Source organism: Prevotella sp. P4-51, from assembly GCF_002251455.1.
GTDB lineage: Bacteria > Bacteroidota > Bacteroidia > Bacteroidales > Bacteroidaceae > Prevotella.
This window is the reverse complement of the sequence record NZ_NPJM01000055.1, coordinates 59,949-83,106: the sequence shown is the minus strand read 5'-3', so window position 1 is coordinate 83,106 and position 23,158 is coordinate 59,949. Positions and strand designations below refer to the sequence as shown.

General features: G+C 55.7%; 25 protein-coding genes. 16 read left to right on the top strand and 9 right to left on the bottom strand.

Annotated elements, in window-relative coordinates:
• The first annotated feature begins 2 nt into the window (after positions 1–2).
• On the top strand, positions 3–179 hold the full coding sequence (xseB, locus tag CIK94_RS08645) for an exodeoxyribonuclease VII small subunit (RefSeq protein ID WP_022310422.1): 177 nt from the start codon (positions 3–5) through the stop codon (positions 177–179).
• Positions 180–269: 90 nt separating this feature from the next.
• Positions 270–1,286 (top strand): branched-chain amino acid aminotransferase, encoded by a 1,017-nt coding sequence (locus CIK94_RS08640; RefSeq protein WP_094387499.1) that lies wholly within the window; start codon positions 270–272, stop codon positions 1,284–1,286.
• 145 nt (positions 1,287–1,431) lie between these two features.
• Here CIK94_RS08640 and CIK94_RS08635 read toward each other — a convergent pair whose 3' ends face one another.
• Complete coding sequence (locus CIK94_RS08635) at positions 1,432–2,466, bottom strand: low specificity L-threonine aldolase (RefSeq protein WP_094422648.1); 1,035 nt, start codon at positions 2,464–2,466, stop codon at positions 1,432–1,434.
• Between the two features lie 267 nt (positions 2,467–2,733).
• Between CIK94_RS08635 and trmB the strand changes: the two genes are divergently transcribed.
• Complete coding sequence (gene trmB / locus CIK94_RS08630; protein ID WP_094387493.1) at positions 2,734–3,495, top strand: tRNA (guanosine(46)-N7)-methyltransferase TrmB; 762 nt, start codon at positions 2,734–2,736, stop codon at positions 3,493–3,495.
• A 139-nt stretch (positions 3,496–3,634) separates the two neighbouring features.
• On the opposite strand, the gene CIK94_RS08625 is transcribed toward trmB, so the two are convergent.
• Entirely contained in the window at positions 3,635–5,473 is a 1,839-nt protein-coding gene (locus CIK94_RS08625) for a glycosyl hydrolase 115 family protein (RefSeq protein WP_094422646.1), read from the bottom strand.
• Here CIK94_RS08625 and CIK94_RS14085 point away from each other — a divergent pair.
• The 9 genes from CIK94_RS14085 to CIK94_RS08585 are packed head-to-tail and all read left to right on the top strand — an operon-like array spanning position 5,451 to position 13,261.
• Positions 5,451–5,924, top strand: a complete 474-nt coding sequence (locus CIK94_RS14085) for a hypothetical protein (RefSeq protein ID WP_144008356.1) — start codon at positions 5,451–5,453, stop codon at positions 5,922–5,924. The two genes, CIK94_RS08625 and CIK94_RS14085, sit on opposite strands and share 23 nt — an antisense overlap.
• On the top strand, positions 5,917–7,293 hold the full coding sequence (locus tag CIK94_RS08620; protein ID WP_094388740.1) for an MATE family efflux transporter: 1,377 nt from the start codon (positions 5,917–5,919) through the stop codon (positions 7,291–7,293). The genes CIK94_RS14085 and CIK94_RS08620 overlap by 8 nt, the downstream gene beginning before the upstream one ends.
• The gene (locus CIK94_RS08615; RefSeq protein WP_094388739.1) at positions 7,283–7,927 is read left to right on the top strand and encodes an AAA family ATPase; all 645 of its coding nucleotides are present in this window, start codon (positions 7,283–7,285) and stop codon (positions 7,925–7,927) included. Before CIK94_RS08620 ends, CIK94_RS08615 begins: the two co-directional genes overlap by 11 nt.
• Positions 7,920–8,429, top strand: a complete 510-nt coding sequence (locus CIK94_RS08610) for a metallophosphoesterase (RefSeq protein WP_094387489.1) — start codon at positions 7,920–7,922, stop codon at positions 8,427–8,429. Before CIK94_RS08615 ends, CIK94_RS08610 begins: the two co-directional genes overlap by 8 nt.
• A 22-nt stretch (positions 8,430–8,451) precedes the next feature.
• Positions 8,452–9,603: a dTDP-glucose 4,6-dehydratase gene (gene rfbB, locus CIK94_RS08605; protein ID WP_094387488.1), complete on the top strand. Its 1,152-nt coding sequence runs from the start codon at positions 8,452–8,454 to the stop codon at positions 9,601–9,603.
• A gap of 24 nt (positions 9,604–9,627) precedes the next feature.
• The gene (gene purT, locus CIK94_RS08600) at positions 9,628–10,809 is read left to right on the top strand and encodes a formate-dependent phosphoribosylglycinamide formyltransferase (RefSeq protein WP_094422662.1); all 1,182 of its coding nucleotides are present in this window, start codon (positions 9,628–9,630) and stop codon (positions 10,807–10,809) included.
• Between the two features lies 1 nt (position 10,810).
• The gene (locus CIK94_RS08595; RefSeq protein ID WP_094422644.1) at positions 10,811–11,206 is read left to right on the top strand and encodes an FdtA/QdtA family cupin domain-containing protein; all 396 of its coding nucleotides are present in this window, start codon (positions 10,811–10,813) and stop codon (positions 11,204–11,206) included.
• Positions 11,172–12,146, top strand: a complete 975-nt coding sequence (locus tag CIK94_RS08590; protein ID WP_254046027.1) for a GNAT family N-acetyltransferase — start codon at positions 11,172–11,174, stop codon at positions 12,144–12,146. Before CIK94_RS08595 ends, CIK94_RS08590 begins: the two co-directional genes overlap by 35 nt.
• Entirely contained in the window at positions 12,143–13,261 is a 1,119-nt protein-coding gene (locus CIK94_RS08585; protein ID WP_094422642.1) for a DegT/DnrJ/EryC1/StrS aminotransferase family protein, read from the top strand. The genes CIK94_RS08590 and CIK94_RS08585 overlap by 4 nt, the downstream gene beginning before the upstream one ends.
• Here CIK94_RS08585 and CIK94_RS08580 read toward each other — a convergent pair.
• Together CIK94_RS08580 and CIK94_RS08575 are read right to left on the bottom strand one after the other, a co-directional pair.
• Positions 13,231–13,857: a deoxynucleoside kinase gene (locus tag CIK94_RS08580; protein WP_022311177.1), complete on the bottom strand. Its 627-nt coding sequence runs from the start codon at positions 13,855–13,857 to the stop codon at positions 13,231–13,233. The genes CIK94_RS08585 and CIK94_RS08580 overlap by 31 nt on opposite strands.
• A 15-nt stretch (positions 13,858–13,872) precedes the next feature.
• Positions 13,873–14,508, bottom strand: coding sequence for a deoxynucleoside kinase (locus tag CIK94_RS08575; RefSeq protein ID WP_094422640.1), 636 nt, complete (start codon positions 14,506–14,508; stop codon positions 13,873–13,875).
• 209 nt (positions 14,509–14,717) lie between these two features.
• Between CIK94_RS08575 and CIK94_RS08570 the strand changes: the two genes are divergently transcribed.
• Complete coding sequence (locus CIK94_RS08570) at positions 14,718–15,266, top strand: DUF3332 domain-containing protein (RefSeq protein ID WP_022311179.1); 549 nt, start codon at positions 14,718–14,720, stop codon at positions 15,264–15,266.
• Positions 15,267–15,446: 180 nt separating this feature from the next.
• Here the strand turns inward: CIK94_RS08570 and CIK94_RS08565 are convergent, their stop codons facing one another.
• The 5 genes from CIK94_RS08565 to CIK94_RS08545 all read right to left on the bottom strand — a co-directional run bounded on the left by CIK94_RS08565 (position 15,447) and on the right by CIK94_RS08545 (position 18,358).
• Entirely contained in the window at positions 15,447–15,974 is a 528-nt protein-coding gene (locus CIK94_RS08565; RefSeq protein WP_094387484.1) for an Lrp/AsnC family transcriptional regulator, read from the bottom strand.
• Positions 15,975–16,059: 85 nt separating this feature from the next.
• Positions 16,060–16,512: a biopolymer transporter ExbD gene (locus tag CIK94_RS08560; RefSeq protein ID WP_094422638.1), complete on the bottom strand. Its 453-nt coding sequence runs from the start codon at positions 16,510–16,512 to the stop codon at positions 16,060–16,062.
• Positions 16,509–17,030: a biopolymer transporter ExbD gene (locus CIK94_RS08555; protein WP_022311182.1), complete on the bottom strand. Its 522-nt coding sequence runs from the start codon at positions 17,028–17,030 to the stop codon at positions 16,509–16,511. Before CIK94_RS08555 ends, CIK94_RS08560 begins: the two co-directional genes overlap by 4 nt.
• A gap of 9 nt (positions 17,031–17,039) precedes the next feature.
• Positions 17,040–17,534: a hypothetical protein gene (locus CIK94_RS08550; protein WP_094422636.1), complete on the bottom strand. Its 495-nt coding sequence runs from the start codon at positions 17,532–17,534 to the stop codon at positions 17,040–17,042.
• Positions 17,531–18,358, bottom strand: coding sequence for a MotA/TolQ/ExbB proton channel family protein (locus CIK94_RS08545; RefSeq protein ID WP_173845692.1), 828 nt, complete (start codon positions 18,356–18,358; stop codon positions 17,531–17,533). Before CIK94_RS08545 ends, CIK94_RS08550 begins: the two co-directional genes overlap by 4 nt.
• 417 nt (positions 18,359–18,775) lie before the next feature.
• Between CIK94_RS08545 and CIK94_RS08535 the strand changes: the two genes are divergently transcribed.
• The 3 genes from CIK94_RS08535 (at position 18,776) to CIK94_RS08520 (ending at position 22,964) form a co-directional block, all read left to right on the top strand.
• The gene (locus CIK94_RS08535) at positions 18,776–19,327 is read left to right on the top strand and encodes a hypothetical protein (protein ID WP_094422630.1); all 552 of its coding nucleotides are present in this window, start codon (positions 18,776–18,778) and stop codon (positions 19,325–19,327) included.
• 53 nt (positions 19,328–19,380) lie between these two features.
• Positions 19,381–20,757: an MATE family efflux transporter gene (locus CIK94_RS08530; protein WP_094388730.1), complete on the top strand. Its 1,377-nt coding sequence runs from the start codon at positions 19,381–19,383 to the stop codon at positions 20,755–20,757.
• Between the two features lie 446 nt (positions 20,758–21,203).
• Positions 21,204–22,964, top strand: coding sequence for a BACON domain-containing protein (locus CIK94_RS08520; protein ID WP_094422628.1), 1,761 nt, complete (start codon positions 21,204–21,206; stop codon positions 22,962–22,964).
• Positions 22,965–23,158: the final 194 nt, after the last annotated feature.

Below are 23,158 nucleotides of genomic sequence, written 5' to 3'. Positions count from 1 at the left end.
AAATGAATTACGAAGAAGCGATGGCAAGACTGGAAACCATCGTGCAGCAAATGGAACAAGGCGAGCTCGACATCGACTCGCTCGCCAAGCAACTCACCGAAGCCAAGAAGCTGATCGCCCTGTGTGAGGCCAAGCTCACTGCTGCCAATGACAAAATAGACAAAATATTGGCAGGATAACAACTTTTTGCTACAGATGGTTGGCAAAGCAACAAATATTGTTTACTTTTGCACCCTGACAAGTAGAACGAATACTAAAACGATAGTAAAATGAAAGAATTAGATTGGGCAAATCTCAAGTTCGGCTATCTGCCGACCGATTACAATGTGCGCTGCAACTACCACAATGGCAAGTGGGGCGAGATAGAAATCAGTTCTGACCCCAACATCAACCTCTCAATGGCAGCTTCCAGCCTGCACTACGGACAGGAAGCCTTTGAGGGTCTGAAAGCCTACCGCTGTCCCGACGGCAAGGTGCGCGTATTCCGCGTGGAAGAGAATGCAGCCCGCCTGCAAAGTACCAGCCGCGGCATCATGATGCCCGAGGTTCCCACCGAGCTCTTTGTAGAGATGGTTGAACGCGTGGTACGCCTCAACCAAAAGTATATCCCCCCCTATGAGAGCGGCGCCACTCTCTATATCCGCCCGCTGCTCATCGGCACCACGCCCTGCGTAGGCGTGCATCCCGCCGAAGACTATCTGTTCCTCATCTTCGTTACCCCCGTAGGCCCTTACTTCAAGGGTGGCTTCTCTGCCAACCCCTACGTCATCATGCGCGACTACGACCGTGCCGCTCCCCTCGGCACCGGTATCTATAAGGTGGGTGGCAACTATGCCGCTTCGCTCAAGGCCAACCACATAGCCCACGAAAACGGCTACGCCTCTGAGTTCTACCTCGACGCCAAGGAGAAGAAGTATATCGACGAGTGTGGTGCTGCCAACTTCTTCGGCATCAAGGACAACACCTATATCACTCCCAAGTCGACAAGCATCCTGCCCTCTATCACCAACAAGAGTCTGATGCAGATAGCCGAAGACCTGGGGATGAAGGTAGAGCGACGCCCAATTCCCGAGGAAGAGTTGGAGACATTTGAAGAGGCAGGAGCCTGCGGTACCGCAGCCGTCATCTCGCCTATCTCTCACATCGACGACTTTGAGACCGGCAAGAAATACTTCTTCGGCAACGAGCCCGGCCCATGGTCGAAGAAGCTCTACGACACCCTCCGCGGCATCCAGTACGGTATACTGGAAGACAAGCACGGATGGACACGCGTGATTATCGAGTAAGAACACAACCATAACAACATACACCAGCCCACAGATGGTCATACCTCTGTGGGCTGGTGTCGTATATATAAAGGTATAAACGCCGGGGCAAACCAGCCGGCATGGCTGGCAGACGGCCTTTCAGGCTACCACCATGGGCAGCCCGTTATAGCGCAGCCAGACAGCGGTCAAGATGGTCTATGTCGGCATCGGTGGTCGCCCAGCTGGTGACAAAGCGGCAAGTGAGGGTGCCGTCGGCATGGCGCTCCCATATCTCAAAAGCCACCTGGGCGATGAGGGCATCGTACTGGCTGGGCGAGAGGATGACAAACTGCTGGTTGGTGGGCGAAAGGCAAGCCATAGGGATGGCGTGACGGGCAAAGACCTCCTTGAGGCGGGCTGCCATCGCTATGGCGTGGCGCGAGAGACGCAGGTAGAGGCCGTCGGTAAAGAGCGTGTCGAACTGGATGCCGAGCATGCGCCCCTTGGCCAACAGCGCGCCGTGGCGCTTGACGGTGGTAAAGAAATACTTGGGCGCGCTGATGCCGGTAAACACCACTGCCTCGCCAAACATGGCTCCCACCTTGGTACCGCCGATATAGAACACATCGCAATGGCGTGCCAAGAAGGGCAGGTCGTAGTCGCAGGCATCGGACATGAGTCCATAGCCCAGGCGTGCACCGTCGATATAGAGTCTGAGGTGGTGGCGGCGGCACGCCTCGTAGAGGTTGGCGAGCTCGCTGCGGGTGTAGACCATGCCCAACTCGGTAGGCATGGAGACATAGACCATGCCCGGCTGCACCATGTGGGGCGCCGTCTCGTCGGCAGTAAAGGTGTCCATGAAGCGGTCGAGTGTGGCGGCAGTGAGCTTGCTGTCGACGGCGGGAAGCGTGATGACCTTGTGTCCGAAAGCCTCGACCGCTCCCGATTCGTGTACGGCGATGTGGCCCGTCTCGACCGTGATGACCGCCTCGCAGCCCATGAGCAGCGAGTCGATGACGGTGGCATTGGTCTGGGTGCCACCGATGAGGAAGAAGACATCGGCATCGGTCATCTGCACTGCCTCGCGTATGCGCCTGATGGCCGACTGGCAGTAAGGGTCAGAGCCATAGCCTGACGTACGGTCGTCATTGGTATCGGCAAGACGACGGAGTATCTCGGGGGTACATCCATTGTTGTAATCACTCTCAAAAGAAATCATAATCTATCGTGTTGTAAAGTTGTCATCTATACTCTCCCCCGTCGCAGACCGACGGAGCAGGACACGGGGACGGGTGGCTGCCGACGGAAAGGCGAGGGTGGTGGGTGCAAAAGTAATGAAAAGCAGAAACATAACCAAGGCAATGGCTGTCAATCTGTGTCCCGACAGCAGGTATCGGCATACTTTTATGCCGTAGAGGGTATGATTTGTGAGGCAGTCGTCTGATTATTTGACACAAATTGTGTAATTTTGCATCAAAAACAAGATATGGGCAAAGGTAAATTAGCCAAATTTGCGGATATGGAAGCGTTTGAGAACGTGTTTCAGTATCCTTTCTCGGTCATAGACAACGTGCCTTTTGAGATGAAGGGGCACTGGCGCGACATGTACTTCAACAACTCCAACCCGATAGTGCTCGAACTGGGCTGCGGACGCGGCGAATATGCCGTAGGGCTGGCCCGCAAATATCCCGACATCAACTTCATAGGCGTGGATATCAAGGGCGCGCGCATGTGGACGGGAGCCAAGCAGGCTCTGGACGAAGGGCTGAAGAACGTGGCTTTCCTGCGCACCAATATCGAGATAATAGACCGCTTCTTCGACAAGGACGAGGTGCAGCAGATATGGCTCACCTTCTCGGACCCTCAGATGAAGCACGTGCGCAAGCGCCTTACCTCGACCACATTCATGACCCGCTACCGCCGCTTCATGGAGGATGGCGGACTGGTGCATGTCAAGACCGACTCCAACTTCCTCTATACCTACACCCGCTGTATGGCTGAGCACAACCAGCTGCCCATCCATGTGGCTACCGCCGACCTCTACCACACCCCGGGTATGGACGAGCGGTTGCTGAGCATACAGACCTACTATGAGTCGATGTGGATGGAGCGTGGCATAGACATCAAGTATATCTGTCTGGGTCTGCCGCGCGAGGGCGAGCTCTCCGAACCCGATGTGGAGATACCCATGGACGAGTATCGCAGCTACCACCGCGAGAAGCGCAGCCCCAAGGAGACAGCAAAGTAAGCACGACGACAACGGCACAAGATGCCAGCCCCGCCAAGCGGATGGGGCGAACGGCGACTACACCTTATTATATATATAAGACACCAGCCCACAGATGGAAGTTCATCTGTGGGCTGGTGTCGATATAGGGGGATGGGGTCTACAGCTGCTCGGCGGTCACAGGGAAGATGTAGAACTCGCGCACGGGGTCGTAGTCGACCATCAGCTGGTCGATAAATACCGGCGTGTCGAGCGCGCGTATCTCAATATCGTGGCTGTTGCGGGTGAGGTTGACATCGACGTTGACAATGACTTGTCCGCGCTGTTCGGCGGTCTGCCACTGAGGCGAATTGGCATCGGGGCGCACGCTCACTATCTGCGCCTCGCCATCGTCGACACGCACCGCCAGCCGTATGTCGTGGCCCAGATAGTCGGGCATGGCTATGGCAGCCACCCGCACGACGGCCTTGCCTCTGAGTTCGGAGAAGAAAGAGTAGGACAGGCTGCCACCGGGCGGCACCATCACCGCCTTCATGCTGTGGCCAAGCATAGAGACCGTCTGTACCCCCTGGGTGGCGCGGCGGAAATGGCAGGCGTTGCGGGTTATGGTATTGCCGACATCGAGATTGAACGGCTCGGGGCCCTGCTGGGCAAAGCGCTTGATGGCGTCGTGAGACAGCGGGCCGGGGAACTTAGGCTCTGCCATCAGGGGCATGTAGGCAAGAGAGAGGGTATGCTCCCACTTGCCGTCGAGCATGCCGGCAAACTTGCGGTTGAGCGCCAGCAGCTGCTGGTAGGCTTTCCAGCTACGCACGGCAGAGGACAGCGCCTCATCGTCGCGGACGAACGAACTGGGACGGCCTATATGGCGCGCCTCCTGGGCCTGCAACTGCTTGACCGCCATGAGCCATGCTGCCCTGACGGGATAGTCGACCCAGGCGAAGAACGCCTCGCTGCGCTCTTGGGGCACAAGGGCGGCAATGGGGGTGAGAGCCTTGACGAGAGCCTCGTAGTTGGCGAGATAGCGCTCGAGCTCGTTGCCAAAGGCATCGGCCATGAACTCGACATTCATCTGCTCGGGTCGGCGTATGCCCACGAGATGGTAATACTCGGTGAGCACGGGCAACAGGCGGTCGGCAGCCTGCTCGCCAAACTGCTCGGTAAGCCACGCGTGAAAGTGGGAGGGGATATTGGTGGCATTGACATAGGTGATGTTCCATGCCATATCCATGAAGAGCGAGAGCTGGTAAGCCACGGTGCGTGGATTGTCAATCCGGGCTACCCATTCGTGGCGGGCACCCTGGTCGTAAGCGGTCTTCATCTCAGCATAAATGCGGCCGGGCTGGGTAGAGGGGAGCCAGCGCTCACCAATCTCCATACACTTGGCGCCCCGACCGTCGCAGTCGGCATGGCGCAGGAGATTGCCACGGAGTCGCAGGAGAAGCTGGTGGAGGCGGTGACTGTCGAGGCCATGACCCTGGGCGACGAAACCACGCCGCGCCACCGAGGGCCACTGGATGGTAAGGTAGTCGGAAGCGAGAGCGAGATAGTGGCGGCGCAGGGGAGTGACATCGCCCCACCACGCCCACGGCGAGACACCCGCAAGGCGCGAGAGTTCAAGGATGCCATAGGCGGTGCCGTTGGCATTGCTGCCCAGCACCACGATATGTCCGCCCTCGACACAGATGGCAAAGGCATCGTCTTTGGCGATGATACGGTCGATAGGCACCTGGCGTCGCTGGAGCCGCCGGAAGTCCTTGTCGCGCATCTTGTCGAGCTCGAAAATCTCTATCACAGCCCCCGCACGATGCTCGGCTCGATGGCCGGTGACGGCGCGCATATCTTCGGCAAACATATTGAGCGCCATATCGACTACGCCCGTTCGCTTGCCCACAAAACTATATTCCACGCTGCCTCGCCCGCTGTACCAGACCACGTCCTTGGCCCACGAGGCAAGCACGAAGCAGCATAATAAGATGGTAAGTATATTCCTTTTCATTGAATACAAAGGTAGTATAAGCTGGGCGAAATACAAAACAAACTTGAGGTTTTTCTATTCGACCTCTTTAATCTTTACGGCAAGCGGCGTGAGGACAGGCTGCGTCTCAACAATGCCAAACGAAAAAACTTTTGATTTTTCTTTGCATTGTCTTCGACTTGCACTACTTTACAGCGGCGCCGTGAAGGTAGGCGGCACCTCAAGAATAAAAATAAACGAGTTTATTTTGTATTCTCTTCGGTTTGCACTATTTACGGCTCCCGCCGTGAAGGTAGGCGGCACCTCAAGAATAAAAATAAACGAGTTTATTTTGTATTCTCTTCGGTTTGCACTACCTTTGGATAAGGTAGGCTGCGTCTCAACAATGCCAAATGAAAAAACTTTTGTTTTTTCTTTGCATTGTCTTCGACTTGCACTACCTTTGCAATACATAATTATATATAATGGATAATAAGAAAGCTACGTTAGAATTGGGAACGAAGCCAGTAGGGCGGCTGCTGTGGCAGTTTGCCTTGCCAGCTATCATTGCCATGACCGCCTCGTCGCTCTACAATATCGCCGACCGCGTGTTCTTGGGACAGGTAGTAGGTCCGCTCGCCATATCGGGACTGGCCATCACGCTGCCCTTCATGAACCTCTCGGGAGCCTTCGGTGCCGCCATCGGCGTGGGAGCCTCGACCTCTATCTCCGTGAAATTGGGGCAGCGCGACTATGGTGTCGCCGAGAACCTGCTGGGCAATACCATTACGCTCAACCTGCTGGTGGGTATCGGACTTGGTGCCCTGTGTCTTATATTCCTCGACCCCATACTCTACTTCTTCGGCGCCAGCGAGGCCACTATCCCCTACGCCCGCGACTATATGCAGATAATACTCGTGGGCAATGCCGTGACCCACATGTATCTGGGTATGAACGCCGTGCTGCGGTCGGCAAGCAAGCCACGACAGGCTATGAACGCCACCATCTTCACGGTGGTGATGAACATACTGCTCGACGCGCTCTTCATCTGGGTCTTCGGTTGGGGCATACGCGGTGCGGCGTGGGCCACGGTAATCTCGCAGACGATAGCGCTGTGCTACCAGATGCGCATCTTTGCCAACAAGAACGAGCTGCTCCACCTGGAGCGTGGCATATACAGACTCAAAGCCAATCTGGTAAAGAATATCATCGCGATAGGCATCTCGCCCTTCCTCATGCAGAGCTGCGCCTGCGTGGTGGTGATATTCCTCAACAACCAGCTGGTGCGCTACGGTGGCGACCTGAGTGTGGGTGCCTACGGCATAGCCAACAGCATAGCCTTCATCTTCGTTATGTTTATCATAGGCCTCAACCAGGGCATGCAACCCATAGCAGGATATAACTACGGCAGCCGACAGATAGACCGTCTGGTACGAGTATACCACCTATCGGTAATGGCGGCTACGGCAATCATGGCGGTGGGATGGCTGATAGCCATGTTTGTGCCCCATCTCTGTGCCCGCATGTTTACCACCGACCCCACGCTCATCGACATGTCGGCACGCGCCATACGCATCATGATGCTGGTGTTCCCCTTTGTGGGCTACCAGATAGTGACGACCAACCTCTTCCAGTGTATCGGCATGGTGAAGATAAGCATCTTCCTCTCGCTGTCGCGACAGATGCTCTTCCTGTTGCCGCTCATCGGCGTGCTGCCCCTGTTCTGGGGCATCGGCGGAGTGTGGTATGCCATGCCCATCTCTGACTTCATGGCAACTATCGCCACCTTTGTCATCATGAAGATATATATCAGCAAACTAAAGAATAGCAACCCCGTAGCCACTAACAATCATGGACAATAACAACATCATCATCACCATAGGGCGGCAGATAGGCAGTGGTGGAAGCGCCATCGCCAAGATGCTCGCCGAGGAGTTCGGCGCACGCCTCTACGACAAGGAGATACTCAACCTGGCAGCACGCGAAAGCGGCTTCTGCGAAGAGTTCTTTGAAGAGAACGACGAGAAGAAGGGGTTCTTCAAAACTGCACTGCAGTTTCACTTCCCTCTCTTCACGCGCAACAGCTACTACAACACCGACTTCAACCAGGAGAACCTGTACCTCTTCCAGTGTGACGCCATACGCAAGGCTGCCTCGGAGGGCAGTTGCGTGTTCGTGGGCCGCACCGCCGACTATGTGCTGCGCGATATGGACAATGTGGTCAACGTGTTTGTAAGTGCCGACCTCGACACCCGCATCGCCGAGATAGCCCGCCGCCGCAACATCAGCGACGACGAAGCCCGCAAGTATATCAGCGAGGGTGAAAGCCGACGGGCGTCGTACTACAACTACTACACGGGCAAGCAGTGGGGACACTGTGAGAGCTACGACCTCTGCATCAACGCAGGACGGTTGGGCCACGAGGCTGCCACCAAGCTGATAGCCGACTACGCAAGACAGGTGATGGGACAGGCAAACGACAAGAGCCATGAGTAAGCGGATAGGCATCATCAGCGATACCCACGGATGCTGGGACGACAAGTACGAGACCTATCTCGGCGACTGCGACGAGATATGGCACGCCGGCGACATAGGCACCACCGAACTGGCAGACCAGTTTGAGGCCATGCGCCCCGTCTTCCGCGCCGTCTGCGGCAACTGCGACGGCGGCGACCTGCGTCGGCGCTATCCCGAGAGGCTGCGGTTCAAGTGTGAAGATGTGGACGTGCTCATCAAGCATATCGGCGGCTATCCGGGCCACTATGACCGCTCGGTCTTCAGTTCGCTCGTGGCTATGCCGCCCAAACTCTTCGTAGCCGGACACTCCCATATTCTCAAGGTGCAGTATGACCGCACGCTGGGAATGCTCCACATCAATCCAGGAGCAGCCGGTATGCAGGGCTGGCACGTAGACCGCACGCTGGTAAGGCTCACTATCGACGGCGACAAGATGAGCGACTGCGAAGTGATAACCCTCAATGATAGAAAACAACGATAAACCAACTAAAAAACATACCGATATGAAGACTTACCTTGTCACGGGAGCCGCCGGGTTCATCGGCGCCAATTTCATCAAGTATCTACTCTATAAGAAGTATGCCAACGACGACATACGCGTGGTGGTGCTCGATGCCCTCACCTATGCCGGCAACCTCGGCACCATCAAAGACGACATCGACAACCGTCGTTGCTTCTTCGTCAAGGGCGACATACGCGACCGGGAGCTCGCCGACAGACTCTTCAGCGAATACGATATAGACTATGTGGTAAACTTTGCCGCCGAGAGCCATGTGGACCGCTCTATCGAAGACCCGCAGCTCTTCCTGAGTGTGAACATCCTGGGCACGCAGAACCTGCTCGACGCCGCCCGCCGTGCGTGGGTTACCGGACGCGACAGCCAGGGTTATCCGGCATGGAAGCCGGGCAAGCGCTTCCATCAGGTTGCCACCGACGAGGTGTATGGCTCGCTGGGCGCAGAAGGCTACTTCACCGAGGAGACCCCACTCTGCCCCCACAGTCCCTACTCGGCGTCCAAGACCTCGGCCGACCTCTTTGTGATGGCTTACCGCGACACCTACCACATGCCCGTGTCAATCACCCGCTGTTCCAACAACTACGGCCCCTATCACTTCCCCGAGAAGCTGATACCCCTCATCATCAACAACATCCTCGAAGGCAAGCCGCTGCCCGTCTACGGCGAGGGCCTCAACGTGCGCGACTGGCTCTACGTGGAAGACCACTGCAAGGCGATAGACCTGGTGGTGCGCCAGGGTCGTGAGGGCGAGATATACAATGTGGGCGGTCACAACGAGATGCGCAACATCGACATCGTGAAGCTCATCATCAGCACCATCCATGACATGATGGCCGAAGACAAGCAGCTGCGCAAGGTGCTGCGCAAGCAGGTAATCGGCGACGACGGCGAGATAAGCATAGACTGGATTAACGACAGCCTCATCACCCACGTGGCTGACCGACTGGGCCACGACCAGCGCTACGCCATCGACCCCACCAAAATCAAGAATGAACTGGGATGGTACCCAGAAACCCGCTTTGCCGACGGCATCGTCAAGACCATCCGCTGGAACCTCGAGAACCAGGACTGGATTAAAGACGTCACATCGGGAGACTATCAGAAATACTACGAACAAATGTATGGCAACCGTGGATAATTCCACCTTATTATATATATGACAATGAAAAAGATAATGCTGCTCGGCTCGGGCGAGTTGGGCAAAGAATTGGTAATAGCTGCCAAGAGAGCCGGTCTCTACGTGGTGGCGTGTGACAGATACGACAACGCTCCCGCCATGCAGGTGGCCGACGAGAGAGAGATATTCAGCATGCTCGACGGTGATGCCCTCGCTGCCGCCGTGGCGCGCCACAACCCCGACATCATCGTGCCCGAAATAGAAGCCATACGCACCGAGCGACTCTTCGACTTCGAGGCGCAGGGCATACAGGTGGTTCCCAGCGCCAAGGCAGTAAACTACACGATGAACCGACGCGCCATACGCGACCTGGCATCAAGAGAGCTGGGTCTGCGCACCGCCAAATACTTCTACGCCAAGACCTTTGAAGAGTTCAAGAGCGCTGCCGACGCCATAGGGTTCCCCTGCGTGGTCAAGCCGTTGATGAGCTCGTCGGGGCACGGCCAGAGCTACGTGCACAATGACGACGAACTACAGCAGGCGTTTACCGAAGCGATGGAGGGAAGCCGTGGCGACGTGCGCGAGGTAATCATCGAAGAGTTTATCGACTTCGACAGCGAGTTTACCCTGCTCACCGTCACTCAGAAAAACGGCAAGACGCTCTTCTGCCCGCCCATCGGACACGTGCAGAAGGGCGGCGACTACCGCGAGAGTTGGCAACCCTACCAGATAGCGCCACAGGCACTGGAGCAGGCACAGCACATGGCTGCCGAGGTGACACGCGCGCTGACAGGCTATGGCCTCTGGGGCGTGGAGTTCTTCCTGACCAAGCAAGGCGAGGTAATCTTCTCTGAGCTGTCGCCCCGTCCCCACGACACCGGCATGGTCACCCTCGCCCACACCACCAATCTGAGCGAGTTTGAGCTGCATCTGCGTGCCTTTATGGGTTGGAATATCCCCGCCATCCACCTCGAACACGCCGGCTGTTCGGCCGTGATACTCTCGCCGACGGAGTCTTCCCAACCGCTCGACTACCACTTCGACGAGGCTATGGAGGAAGACCGCACCCGTCTGCGTATCTTCTGCAAGCCCGAAGCCCACGTAGGCCGCCGTATGGGTGTCGCCCTCTGCTATGGAGAGTTGGGCGACGACATCGACTGTCTGCGCGAGAAAGCCAAGCGTGTGGCCAAGACCGTGCTGGGCACCGACCCTTATATGAAAAAGTAAGATGATAGGAAAGATAATCAGCCTGAGCAAGATAGCCGACCCTCGGGGCAACCTCTCCGTGGCCGAGCAGATGAAGGACATCCCCTTCGAGGTAAGCCGTGTCTACTGGACCTACGACATCCCTGCCGGCAGCCATCGTGGAGGTCATGCCCACCGCCACTGCCGTGAGTTCATCATCGCTGTGAGTGGCGCGTTCAGCGTAAGCCTGGACAATGGCACCGAGCGTGAGACCTATCAGCTCAACCGTCCTTACCAGGGGCTACTGGTAGATACCGGCATCTGGCGCACTCTCGACGAATTCTCGTCGGGAGCCGTATGTCTGGTGCTTGCCGAAGACCCCTACGACGAGGCCGATTATATCTATGACTACGAAGAATACCTGCAGAGCAGACGATGAGATGTTTGAGATAAGAAGATATACCGCCGACGACCGCAAGAGCTGGGACGGTTACGTGCGCCGTGCACGCAACGCCACCTTCCTCTTTGAGCGCAACTATATGGAGTATCACGCCGACCGCTTTGATGACTGGTCGCTGATGTTCTATCGCCAAGGCAGGCTCTACGCCCTGCTCCCCGCCCACCGTCGCGACACCACGCTTATCTCTCATTATGGCCTCACTTATGGCGGACTCATTATGGACATCCATGTCACCATAAGCGACACCTGCCAGCTCTTCGCCTGTCTCAACGACTATCTGCGCCACGAGGGCTTTACCCGTGTGCTCTACCGCCCCATCCCCTGGATTTATCATGTTCATCCCTCCGAGGAAGACCTCTATGCCATCTTCTGGCAATGTCATGCCCGGCTCGCCCTCCGCAACATCGGCACCGCCATCAGCATGCCCCAGCATCTGCGCTGGCGCAAAGACCATCTGCGGCGGTTGCGAAAAGCCCACGAGAACGGCGTGACCGTGAGGGCCAATGCGTCCATAGCCGAGTTCTGGCCTATACTCACCGACAACCTGCACAAGCGCTTTGACGCCAAACCTGTGCATACGCTCGACGAGATGCTCCTGCTGCAGAGCCGGTTTCCCGACAACATCATCCAGTATAGCGCCTACCGCGAGGGACACATCATCGGCGGCATCACCTTCTACATCTCGCAACAGGTGGTGCACGGCCAGTACAGCGGAACCAACGACGAGGGCAAGGAGTATGGAGCCATGGAGGCTATCTACGAGCAGGTCATGTACCAGGACTACAAGGACTGGCCCTACCTCGACTTCGGCAGTTCTACCGAGGAGCAAGGCAGCGTCATCAACGCCGGACTCATCGCCCACAAGGAGGGCTATGGCGGCCGGGGTGTGGTCTACGACACTTATGAATGGGAGTTATGATAGAATACTTGAACCTGAAACGGATGACGGCGATGCATGCCGACGAAATCGCGCAGGCGGTGACCGGCGTGGTCAATGGCGGACGCTACCTGCAAGGCGATGCCACGCGGGAGTTTGAGCACGACTATGCCCAGTATATCGGCACGCGCCACTGCATAGGCTGCGGCAACGGGCTGGATGCGCTCACGCTGATACTGCGCGCCTATATCGAGCTGGGACGACTGGCCGAAGGCGACGAGGTAATCGTGCCTGCCAACACCTATATCGCCTCGATACTCGCCGTGACAGAAAACAGGCTCAAGCCTATCCTGGTAGAGCCCGACATAACCACCTACAACATCGACGCCAACCTGATAGAGCAGGCCATCACTCCCCGCACCCGCGCAGTGCTCATCGTGCACCTCTATGGCCGATGTGCCTACTCCCCGCAGATAGCAGCAATATGCCGCCGACACGGGTTGCTGCTGATAGAAGACAACGCCCAAGCCCACGGATGCCGCTTCGGCGACGCGCACACCGGTGCCCTGGGCGACGCAGCCGGACACTCGTTCTATCCAGGCAAGAACCTTGGCGCCCTGGGCGATGCCGGAGCCGTGACCACTGATGACGACCGTCTGGCAGCGACCGTCAGAGCCATTGCCAACTATGGCAGCCATAAGAAATATGTATTTGATTACTGCGGACGCAACAGCCGTATCGACGAGATACAGGCGGCGGTGCTCCGCGTGAAGCTCCGCTATCTGGACCGTGACAACCAGCGTCGCAAGGATATAGCCAGCTATTATCTGGACCATATCCACAACACGCTTGTCGCTCTCCCTGCGGATAGAAACAATGACAGCGTATGGCATATATTCCCCATACGCTGCAATGACCGTGATGCGTTGGCGCTGCACCTCCTCCAACGGGGTATCCAGACGCTTATCCACTACCCCATCGCTCCACACCGCCAACGCTGTTATCTTGCGTGGAGCCATCTCTCACTGCCCATCACCGAGCAGATACATGCCCAGGAACTGAGTCTGCCGCTGGCACCTTATCTCTCAGACGAGGAGTGCCGGCAGGTAGCCGAGGCCGTCAGCGACTACTCGCCATCAAACGGGAACAGACCGTAGAGCTCGGCGTCGATATTGTCGGTGATGGTCTTGAAGTCTTCCACGCTGTTCTCAAACTGCAGGGTATCGCCATCCACAATCATGAGCTTGCCCTTATAACCGGCAATCCATTCCTCGTATCTCTTGTTGAGACCCTCGAGATAGTCGATGCGGATGGAGCGCTCGAAGTCGCGCCCGCGCTTCTGGATATGCGACACCAGGGTAGGTATGGACGAGCGGATGTAAATCATCAGGTCGGGCAACTTGACAAGCGACATCATCAGGTCGAAGAGGTCGGTGTAGTTGTCAAAGTCGCGGTCGCTCATCATCCCCATATCGTGGAGGTTGGGCGCAAAGATGCGCGCGTCTTCAAAGATGGTGCGGTCCTGGATGATGGTGTCCTGGCTCTTGGCTATCTCCACCACGTCGCGGAAACGCTTGTTGAGGAAATAGATTTGCAGGTTGAACGACCAACGGTCCATATCGGCGTAGTAATCGGCCAGATAGGGATTGTTGTCGACGGGCTCGAAATGGGGAATCCACCCATATCGCTTGGCGAGCTTCTTGGTAAGCGTGGTCTTACCGCTGCCTATGTTTCCGGCTATTGCTATATGCATAGTTGTATAGAGTTTTTATTCGTTGTCTGTGAATGGAAGTGTACCCAGTTCCAGCGCACTGTCCACGCGCTCGATGATGCGGGCAAACTTGTCGGGGTCGTGCTGGAAGTCGTTGTCGTCGGCCTCTACCACCAGCACCTTGCCCTTATACTTGTTGAAGATAAAGTCCTCGTAACGCTGGTTGAGGTTCTTGAGATACTCCAGCTGCATCGTCTGCTCATAGGCACGGCCACGCTTTTGGATGTTCTTCACCAGATGGGGCACCGAGGCGCGCAGATAAATCATCAGGTCGGGCAGCTGGGCCACGTCGGTCATAATCTCAAACAGTTCCATATAGGTCTCATAGTCCCTGTCTGAGAGGTTGCCCATATCCCGGTTGTTGGCGGTAAATACATAGACGCCCTCATAGATGGAGCGGTCTTGCACGACGGTTCTGTCGCTCTTGCGTATCTCCAACAGGTCGCGGAAACGCTGTTTGAGGAAATACACTTCAAGACAGAACGACCATCGGGCTATGTCCTTATAATAGTCCTCAAGGTAAGGATTGATATCCACCGGCTCGAAGCGTGGTATCCATCCATAATGCTTTGCCAACATTGTGGTAAGCGTCGTCTTGCCGCTACCTATATTGCCTGCTATCGCTATATGCACGTTAGTGTAGGTTTTTATCGTGGTTATTGATAAATCTGTACTGCCCGGCGCCATCTCTATTGGCGCAAACGCTGTGCAAAGATAACCATTTATATATAAAAAAAGGTAGCGGAATAGAAAAAAAATTAAAAACAGTCTACCAATCGGGATATTATATTTATCTTTGTAATCGTAACAGAGTACATTATTCACCATTAAACCTTATAGATATGAAGAAAATCAATGTCACCGTCGTAGCATGGTTGCTTCTGGGCAGCCTCACCATGAGTTCGTGTATCGGCTCGTTCACCCTCTTCAACAAGTTTGCCAAGTGGGAAACGCAGATGACCAGCAACAAGTATGTCAACGCCATCGTGGGCTTCATCATCACTCCCTTTGTGGGCTCGGTATGCCTCTTGGGCGACGCGCTGCTGTTCAATACCATTGAGTTCTGGAGTGGCAGCAACCCCATCGCCGACATCGGAAAGACACGCACCATCATGGGTCAGGACGGACGCTACTATGCCGTGACCACCCTCAAGGACGGATATGAAATCAAGGCACCTACAGGCGAGGTGACCAATCTGAAATACAACAAGAAGAACAACTCATGGACCATGGAGCAGAACGGTGACGTGAAGGAAATCTTCCGCTTCAACGACGACGGCACCATCATGGCCACCGTCAACGGCGAGCCTCGCACCTACACCCTCGACGAAGCCGGAGTTTACCAGGCACGCATGGATGCCAACGAGGGCATGTATTTTGCCGTGAGATAGAATCACACCCTCTACATACAGACCATCTGGAGCAGCCCACCGCCACTGGCAGAGGCTGCTCCTTTTGGTTTCAGGCCTATAGAGCCTAAACGAATGTCCCACTCTCTGTCATGGAGAGTGGGACATTCGGATATGGAGGCACTGCCGTCCATACGGGGTTACCCTTCGGCGGTGAAGGATTTAATCGGTGGTGTCGGCGACATCGACATCGTCGAAGTCTGCATCGTCTTCGTCATCTTCGATGATGTCCTCGGGCACGGGCAGCTGACGGTCTATCACCGCATTGAAGGAGACAATGGTCTCGCTACGCGACAGGCCCAGCGGCTGCAGACGGTCATGGATAATGTTGAGCAGATCATGGTTGGTACGGGCATAGAGCTTGATAAACATGTCATAGCCACCCGTGGTGTAGTGACACTCGGTCACCTCGGGTATCATTCTCAACTTCTCTACCACATCATCAAAGGTGGCGGGGTCCTTCAGGTAAAGGCCCACATAAGCACAGGTCTCATAACCCAGCTTTTCGGGGTCGATTACATACTTGGAGCCCTTGATTAAGCCCATCTTTGTCATCTTTGCAATGCGCTGATGGATGGCAGCGCCACTCACATTACAGATACGAGCGACCTCAAGAAAAGGCATGCGTGCGTTATCGGCCACCAAGTTCAGGATCTTCTTGTCCAGTAAGTCTAAATTACGATATGCCATAGCAAGTTATATTTTACTTGCAAAGGTACTAATTTTTACCGCAATTTACTCTGTTTCCACGCAAAAAAGTTACAAAATAACAGCGTTAACGTTTTTTGTCATTGGCAGTATAGATAACTCTCGTAGCATGGGCGCTGCGAAGAGCGTCCTTGACCTGGCGCAGCAGACTCATAGGGATATGGCGGTCGGCTTTGATGACGACCAGATGGCGCTGCTGTTCGGCGGGCGTCATGCGGCTGCGCTCGGCAGCCACGAGGGCCGACAGCTGACTGGCATCGACCATCCTGTCGCCCAACTGTATCTGGGGCTGGGCGCCAGGCCGCTCTATGGGTGTTCCCACGTAGATATAGGTCACACACTGGCGACTCTGCTGGCGGGAGAGGTGAGTGCCCTGGGGCACATCATAGCGCACACGCACGGCATTGGTCTGCATGTGGGTCACTATCATAAAGAAGAAGAGCACGGTGAATATCAGGTCGGGCAGAGACGAGGTGTTCAGCTCGGGCACTTCACGGCGGCGGCGACGGATGATGCTCATGGGCGACTACCTCCTTTCTCCATATAGTTTTCGACGATGCGCTGCGGACAAGCCTGTCTCACCTGGTCGCGCTCGGCGGCGGTGCAGCCCTTCATGGGGCGCCCATAGCGTCGGCGGGCTTCGGCGTCGCGCAGCTGGCGGTAGGCTTCGACGATGCTGTTCTGCAGCTGGAAGTAAGCCTGATACTCGGCATCGGGGTCTATGTCGATGGCGATGATATGGCGCAGCCCACGGCTCGTCACGTGCTGCTCCACGCGCGCTGCGACATCCTTGTCGGCCACAGGCTTGCCATCTACCGTCACCGTGCCATTGGCAGCCAGCGCGAAGGTGAGCACGTCGCGGCGGTCCACCTCTGTCGGGGTCTGCTCGGCAGGCTCCATAGGCGGCAGCTGGCGCACCAGGCCCTTGTTCTGGTCCATCGACGTGGTGACCAGAAAGAAGATGAGCAGCACAAACGAGATGTCGGCTGTCGAGGTGGTATTGAGGCCGAACGAGCGGCGGTGACGACGGGCAAACATGATGGTTTTCTATCTTTTTTCTTTGACTTTCCTGCTCTTGACTACTGCCACGGCGACCACAGCAGCCACGATGAGCGCCGTGCCGGCGTAGATGAACATATCGGCGACTCTCAGCCACAGTCCGTCGGCAAAGCGGGCACCGTTAGCCATGATGGGGACGCTGCTGCCCAGGGCAAAGCCTATCGCCAGCAGAGCCACCGTGCCGAGAGCCACCGCCATCACGATGCGGCGTGCAGGGATGCCGTTGGTCAGAGGCTGCGACTTCACGCCACGACGGCGCACTACCATCAGCCACAGGGCGGCGACGACGGCAGCCACCATCGTCAGCTCTACAAAGGCGATGAGCAGCGGGGTGAGCAGCGGCGCGCTGAAGGTGGGGTCGGTAGCCAGCGGCAGGTCATAGCCGATGAGCATAAAGAGGGCATAGACCACCACAGCCAGACCTATCACTGCATAGAGCGCCAGGCGTGAGAGGGCTTCGGTAGGTTTGCTTCCGGTCTTCATGCTTGACCTCCTTTGTGTCGGGCTATGATGTCGAGCAGAGAGATGACGCTCTCCTCCATCTGGCAGGTGAGATGGTCTATCTTGGAGAGGATAAGGTTGTAGAACACCTGCAGCACCAGCGCCACGATGATACCGAAGATGGTGGTGATGAGGGCCACGCGCATACCCGATGCCACGATGGCGGGACTGATGTCGCCGGCGGCCTGGATTTGGTCAAAGGCCATCACCATGCCGATGACGGTGCCGAGAAATCCCAGCGAGGGTGCCATGGCGATAAACAGCACTATCCACGAGCAGCCGCGCTCGAGCTTGGCGGCCTGCACGCTGCCATAAGCCACGAGGGTGCGCTCAATGTTCTCCATAGGCTCTGCCATGCGCGAGAGTCCCTGGGCGCAGAGGGCTGCCACGGGGCCACGGGTGGTGGTGCAGAGCTCACGGGCGCCGTCGAGGTCGCCGCCTTCCACCTTGTCTTTGATGTCGGTCATGAGTCGCTTGGCGTCCACCTCGGAGAGTCCGAGGTAGATGATGCGCTCGATGCAGAACGCCAGGCCCAGCACCAGGGCGAGGGCGACGAGTGACATAAACCCGGCATTGCCCTCGATAAACTTGGTCTTGAGCATCTGGTGGAAGCTGGGTGCCTCGTCGTCGGCAATGGCCTGCAGGTCGTCGGCGCCGGCTGTCAGCGAATCGGTGGCGGCGAGGGTGGTATCGGCTGCTGTCACATCGGCGGCAGCAAGGCTATCGGCGGTCTGCGCCGTCGTGGGCACAGTCATCATGAGCATCAGGGCCATGCAGAGCCCCAGTATCTTTGTCATTGTCTTCATCATATATATATTAATAAGGTGCAAAAGTAGCGGTTTTGCCACGACAGACCAAGATTTTTTGTATAATCTTTGTAAACGCGCCCGTTTTTTTATTTCGCCGCCAGACTGTCCACGCGTTGCGGGGGCACGAGGCAAAGGTAGCGCAGCAGCCCTCTATCTTCATTTCCAACTGCGAATTATTGATTGCAGGCCGCGCCACAATCATGTCAAACCACGCTTTCACCATTTCACGCCTCGAAGTTAGGTTGGGGATGGTTGCGATGCCGTCTGTCGTGAGCATAGACCAGATGTCCAGTAGTCAGATTTATGCCAGCGACACATGTAGCCTATTGTGGATGGCACGCACCCATGGCAACTCTGTAGGAGGTGCGATTACATAGCCCAGGGCAGAGGTGCGAAGCGCCTCTACCCTGGGTCATGATACACAAAGAGATAACAACGCTGAACCAAAGGTCACCGGCGCAGCGCAGTGCGACGCGGAAAGGTAAAGTGTTGTGTTTAGCCGTAGGCGTTATTATCAGTTTGATGGTATTTCCCTACTCATTTCAGCCCATTATCCTGCTGCGGATAACGCCTGCGGCTAATCGCAACTCCTACAGAGTTGCCATGTTAGTGGGGCAGCTACCCAGGGTAGCGGTCTTCGCCCGCAACCCTGGGCTGGGGAAACGCAACTCCTACAGAGTAGCTGCTGCTTGTGGGCTCCTTGTTTGCAGTTGTTTTTGTACCGGCGACAGCCGGACTTTTTTTACCGCCAAAGGCGGACTTTTTGTTTTTGCGGCTTTTCAGCCTGCCGACAGGCAGGCGCGGATGGGGATGGCGGCGAATGGCCGAGAGCGTGCTCTCGACGACATTGCCGACACCCACAAACGCAAAGGGCGCAGCCCTGAAAAACCGCAAATCTTTTTGTATCTATATCACGCTGATTATGCATACTACAACCGCCTGCGACACTTTTTTCTTGCCATTTAGACTGACTATGTCTATAATTATGCGTACCTTTGCACCCATATATATAATAAGGTATGGCAAAACGGAGTGAAATATTGCTGGAAAAGATACGCATGGGCAACGCAATGACCATGCACGAGAAGTTGAGGTTGATTGTCGACCTCAGCGTACCGTCCATTCTGGCACAAATCACCACCGTACTCATGTTCTTCATCGACGCCGCCATGGTGGGACACCTCGGTGCGGCAGCCTCTGCCAGCATCGGACTCATCGAGTCGACCACCTGGCTCATGGGCAGTGTGATGGGAGCGGTATCTACCGGCTTCTCTGTCCAGGTGGCCCACTTCATCGGAGCCAACGACTTCGTGAGGGCACGCCAGGTATTCCGCCATGCCCTGGTGTGTGGCGCCGTGGTCAGCATGATGATACTGCTGGTGGGCGTTACCATCCACGGAGCACTACCCTACTGGCTGGGAGGCGGAGAGGACATCGCCGGCGACTCGTCGGCCTACTTCCTCATCTTCTCGTTGGCCATGCCCTTTATCCTGCTGTTCCACCTCAACTCAGCCATGCTCAAGAGTACGGGCAATATGCACATCCCCAGTCTGCTGAGCATCACGATGTGCATACTGGATGTGGTGTTCAACTACTTCTTCATCTACATCCTCGAACTCGGCGTACGCGGTGCCGCCATGGGCACCTTCTGCGCCTTTGCCATCATCTCGCTCACCATGATGTGGGTTGCCACGAGGCGCAACCGCATCCTCGCCCTGCGCCAGGACACCGCCCCCTTCACCTGGGTATGGCTCTATGTGCGCAACGCCCTGCGCGTGGGTCTTCCCATAGCCATCCAGTCGGCGCTGATGAGTGGTGCCCAGGTGGTAAGCACACTGATAGTGGCGCCATTGGGCAACGTGGCCATCGCCGCCAACTCGTTTGCCATCACTGCCGAGAGCCTCTGCTATATGCCGGGCTATGGTATCGGCGACGCAGCGTCGACACTGGTGGGCCAGACCTATGGAGCGCGACGCGCAGACCTGTGCCGCAACTTCGCCTATATGACCGTGGCACTGGGCATGGGCGTGATGGCAGTGATGGGTGTGGTGATGTATGTCTTCGCCCCCGAGATGATAGGCATGCTGTCGCCCGTCGAAGAGATACGCCGCCTCGGCACCGAGGTGCTGCGCATCGAGGCTTTTGCTGAACCTTTCTTCGCCGCTTCTATCGTCACCTACAGCGTGTGTGTGGGTGCCGGCGACACCATCAAACCCGCTCTGCTCAACCTGGTTTCGATGTGGTGCGTGCGTCTGACGCTTGCTGCCCTGCTCGCCCCCACCTATGGGTTGCGCGGCGTATGGGTTGCCATGGCGATAGAGCTCACTTTCCGTGGTACTATATTCCTCTTCCGCCTCTTCAAAGGCAGATGGATGAGGGGCCTCGCTACCGTCTGACAAGTCTATCGATAGCCATGTGCGCAAATATTGCGCAACTTTTTTTGACGAAAATCAAAAAAAATAAAGAAAACACTATTATATTTCACAGATTTTTAGTAGATTTGCTCACAAATTGTAGTTATTCTGTCATGAAAGACAGTGCAACCGCAATTGAAGACAGTTCGCCCGCACACCGGGAGAACTCCAACTAACGTGAATATAAACTGATAATTAATAACTTAAACGAGTAATAATATGGACAAAACATTACGCAGCTCCTTATTGGATGGCTTACAGGGAGTAAAGCACGCGTACGTAAAGCCATGCGTGAAGACTCGCGGAATTGAGGCAGACAGCCTGCTTAACACTTCCGTAGAATCTACTGTTGACCCAGGAAATACCGACCACGAAGGTGGCGGCGCTCTTGCACCTAAGGACAACTTTAATTTATGGGAGGACTAACAATGATGAAGAAATTGATGTTTCTCGTTGCCATGGTTGCCGGCTTGTTCGCATCATGTACAGACAACACCGTAGTAGACAACAATCAGGACGAAGGCGCCAAGAAGATGAAGCTGTCTATCAACGCCAGCGTTGCCGGCTCACGTGTAGGATTCACTCCCAATGGCGAGGGCCTGAAGGGCTCGTTCCAGGAGGGCGACTATATGATGGTATATTTCCGCAAGGCTAATGGCGAATGGCTCAACAAGACCTGCGTGCTCAACTATGAGCCCGGTACTGCTGGCAAGTTCTCTGCCCAGATAGCCGAGATTCCCGAAGGAACCGGTCTGCTCCATATCCTCATCGGTACCACCAAGGGTGGCACTCCTTACATCGATGCCGCTGCCGGCAAGTGCGCGCTCATCAATGACCTGAGCAAGCAGGAGGGTACTCTTGAAGACGCCGCCATGCGCAGCGTTTTCCAGGCTGACCCCATGACCGAAGGCAATCTGGACGTAAACACCGAGAAGAATACCGCCACTCTGAACAATGTTACCTTCGCGCCCAAGACCTCTGTACTCAAGCTGCAGCTCACCTTCCCCGAGGGCGTTACTGTAGCCAAGGGCACTGCACTCACCGTACAGGCTGATGCTACATATAATAAGGTACAGATTTCTGGTGGCAATCCTGGCGGCAGCAGTACTCCTGCAGGCGCCAAGGGCAAAGCTACATTCACTGTAAAGGTAGGTGAAGTAAGCGGCAATGTCGCTACTGCCTATATGACCATCTGGCCCAACGTAAATGAAAACGAGTTCAGCACCGTCAACATTTCTACCGAGATAGACGGCAAGAAGTATGCTGGCGAGTATCTGAAGAACCACGCAGACAAGCTCGAGGCAGGCAAGCTCTATACCGTGGCAACAGCCATGGCCAAGCAGAAGACCGAAAAGACCATCTGGGTCAAGGACAACGAGGCCGACGTGGCTGACGCCGTAGACGGTACCGTTAACTCTGAGGCAGACTGGCTCACCTACGCCGCAGGCAAGGTACACGCCAAGGCCAATGAGACTGGCGCTCCACGTACTGGTGTCATCACCGTAGGCGATGTCAAGTTTACCATCACTCAGATTGAACCCAAGGACTTCAAGGGCACATATACTTTCACTACCAAGGTATTTGCTGGTGCTGCCGCTTCTGCTCACAAAGCCACCCAAGACCCCAAGTCTTGGGATGTTACCATCGGCGAGCCCCGCAAGGCTGTCACTCTGACCGACGCTGACGGTAAGACCAAGCACACCAACAATGTAGGTATCAAGGGGCTCTACTTCGATGCCATCATGGACGCTTGTATCGAGATTGACTATGAGAACCAGAAGGCCAAGATGGGTGTATTCTACGATGCACGCCCCGAAGAGGCACAGAAGATAGCAGCAGAAGGCGCTGCCAAGGGTCTCTATGCACGCTTCGTACCTACACTGGTTACCCGCACTGCTGCAGCATGGGCAAAGCCATGGAAGTTTGACGAGGTTAACCTGGGAAATCCCAACTATGCATGGGCATGGTTCCCATTGCAGGCTGACCTGAAGACCTTCATGTACTACAACCGCGCTGGCAACAATGTAGAATTCTCTACCGTAAGCCAATATTCTGACGCTACTATGAACCAGATTGCCGGTATCGACATTGTAGCTACTGCTACTGCAGACGGCATTCCCACTGGCTACGCCAACGTATACCAGGTGAATGCCAAGGGCAAGCCCGGTACAAGTTTCGTACGCAAATAAACTTATCGGATAAACCATAAACCGCAGGCACCTGCTTGGAAAGTAATCGCTTTACAAGCAGGTGTTTTTTCTAACAATCGTGAGCGATGCCCCGCTGGCACCAGCCATCCTTTCCCTGCCGGCTACCATCGCTACCACAACCACACAAACAATAACCTTGGCGCCCATGACTACAGGTGCCTTATATAGATACA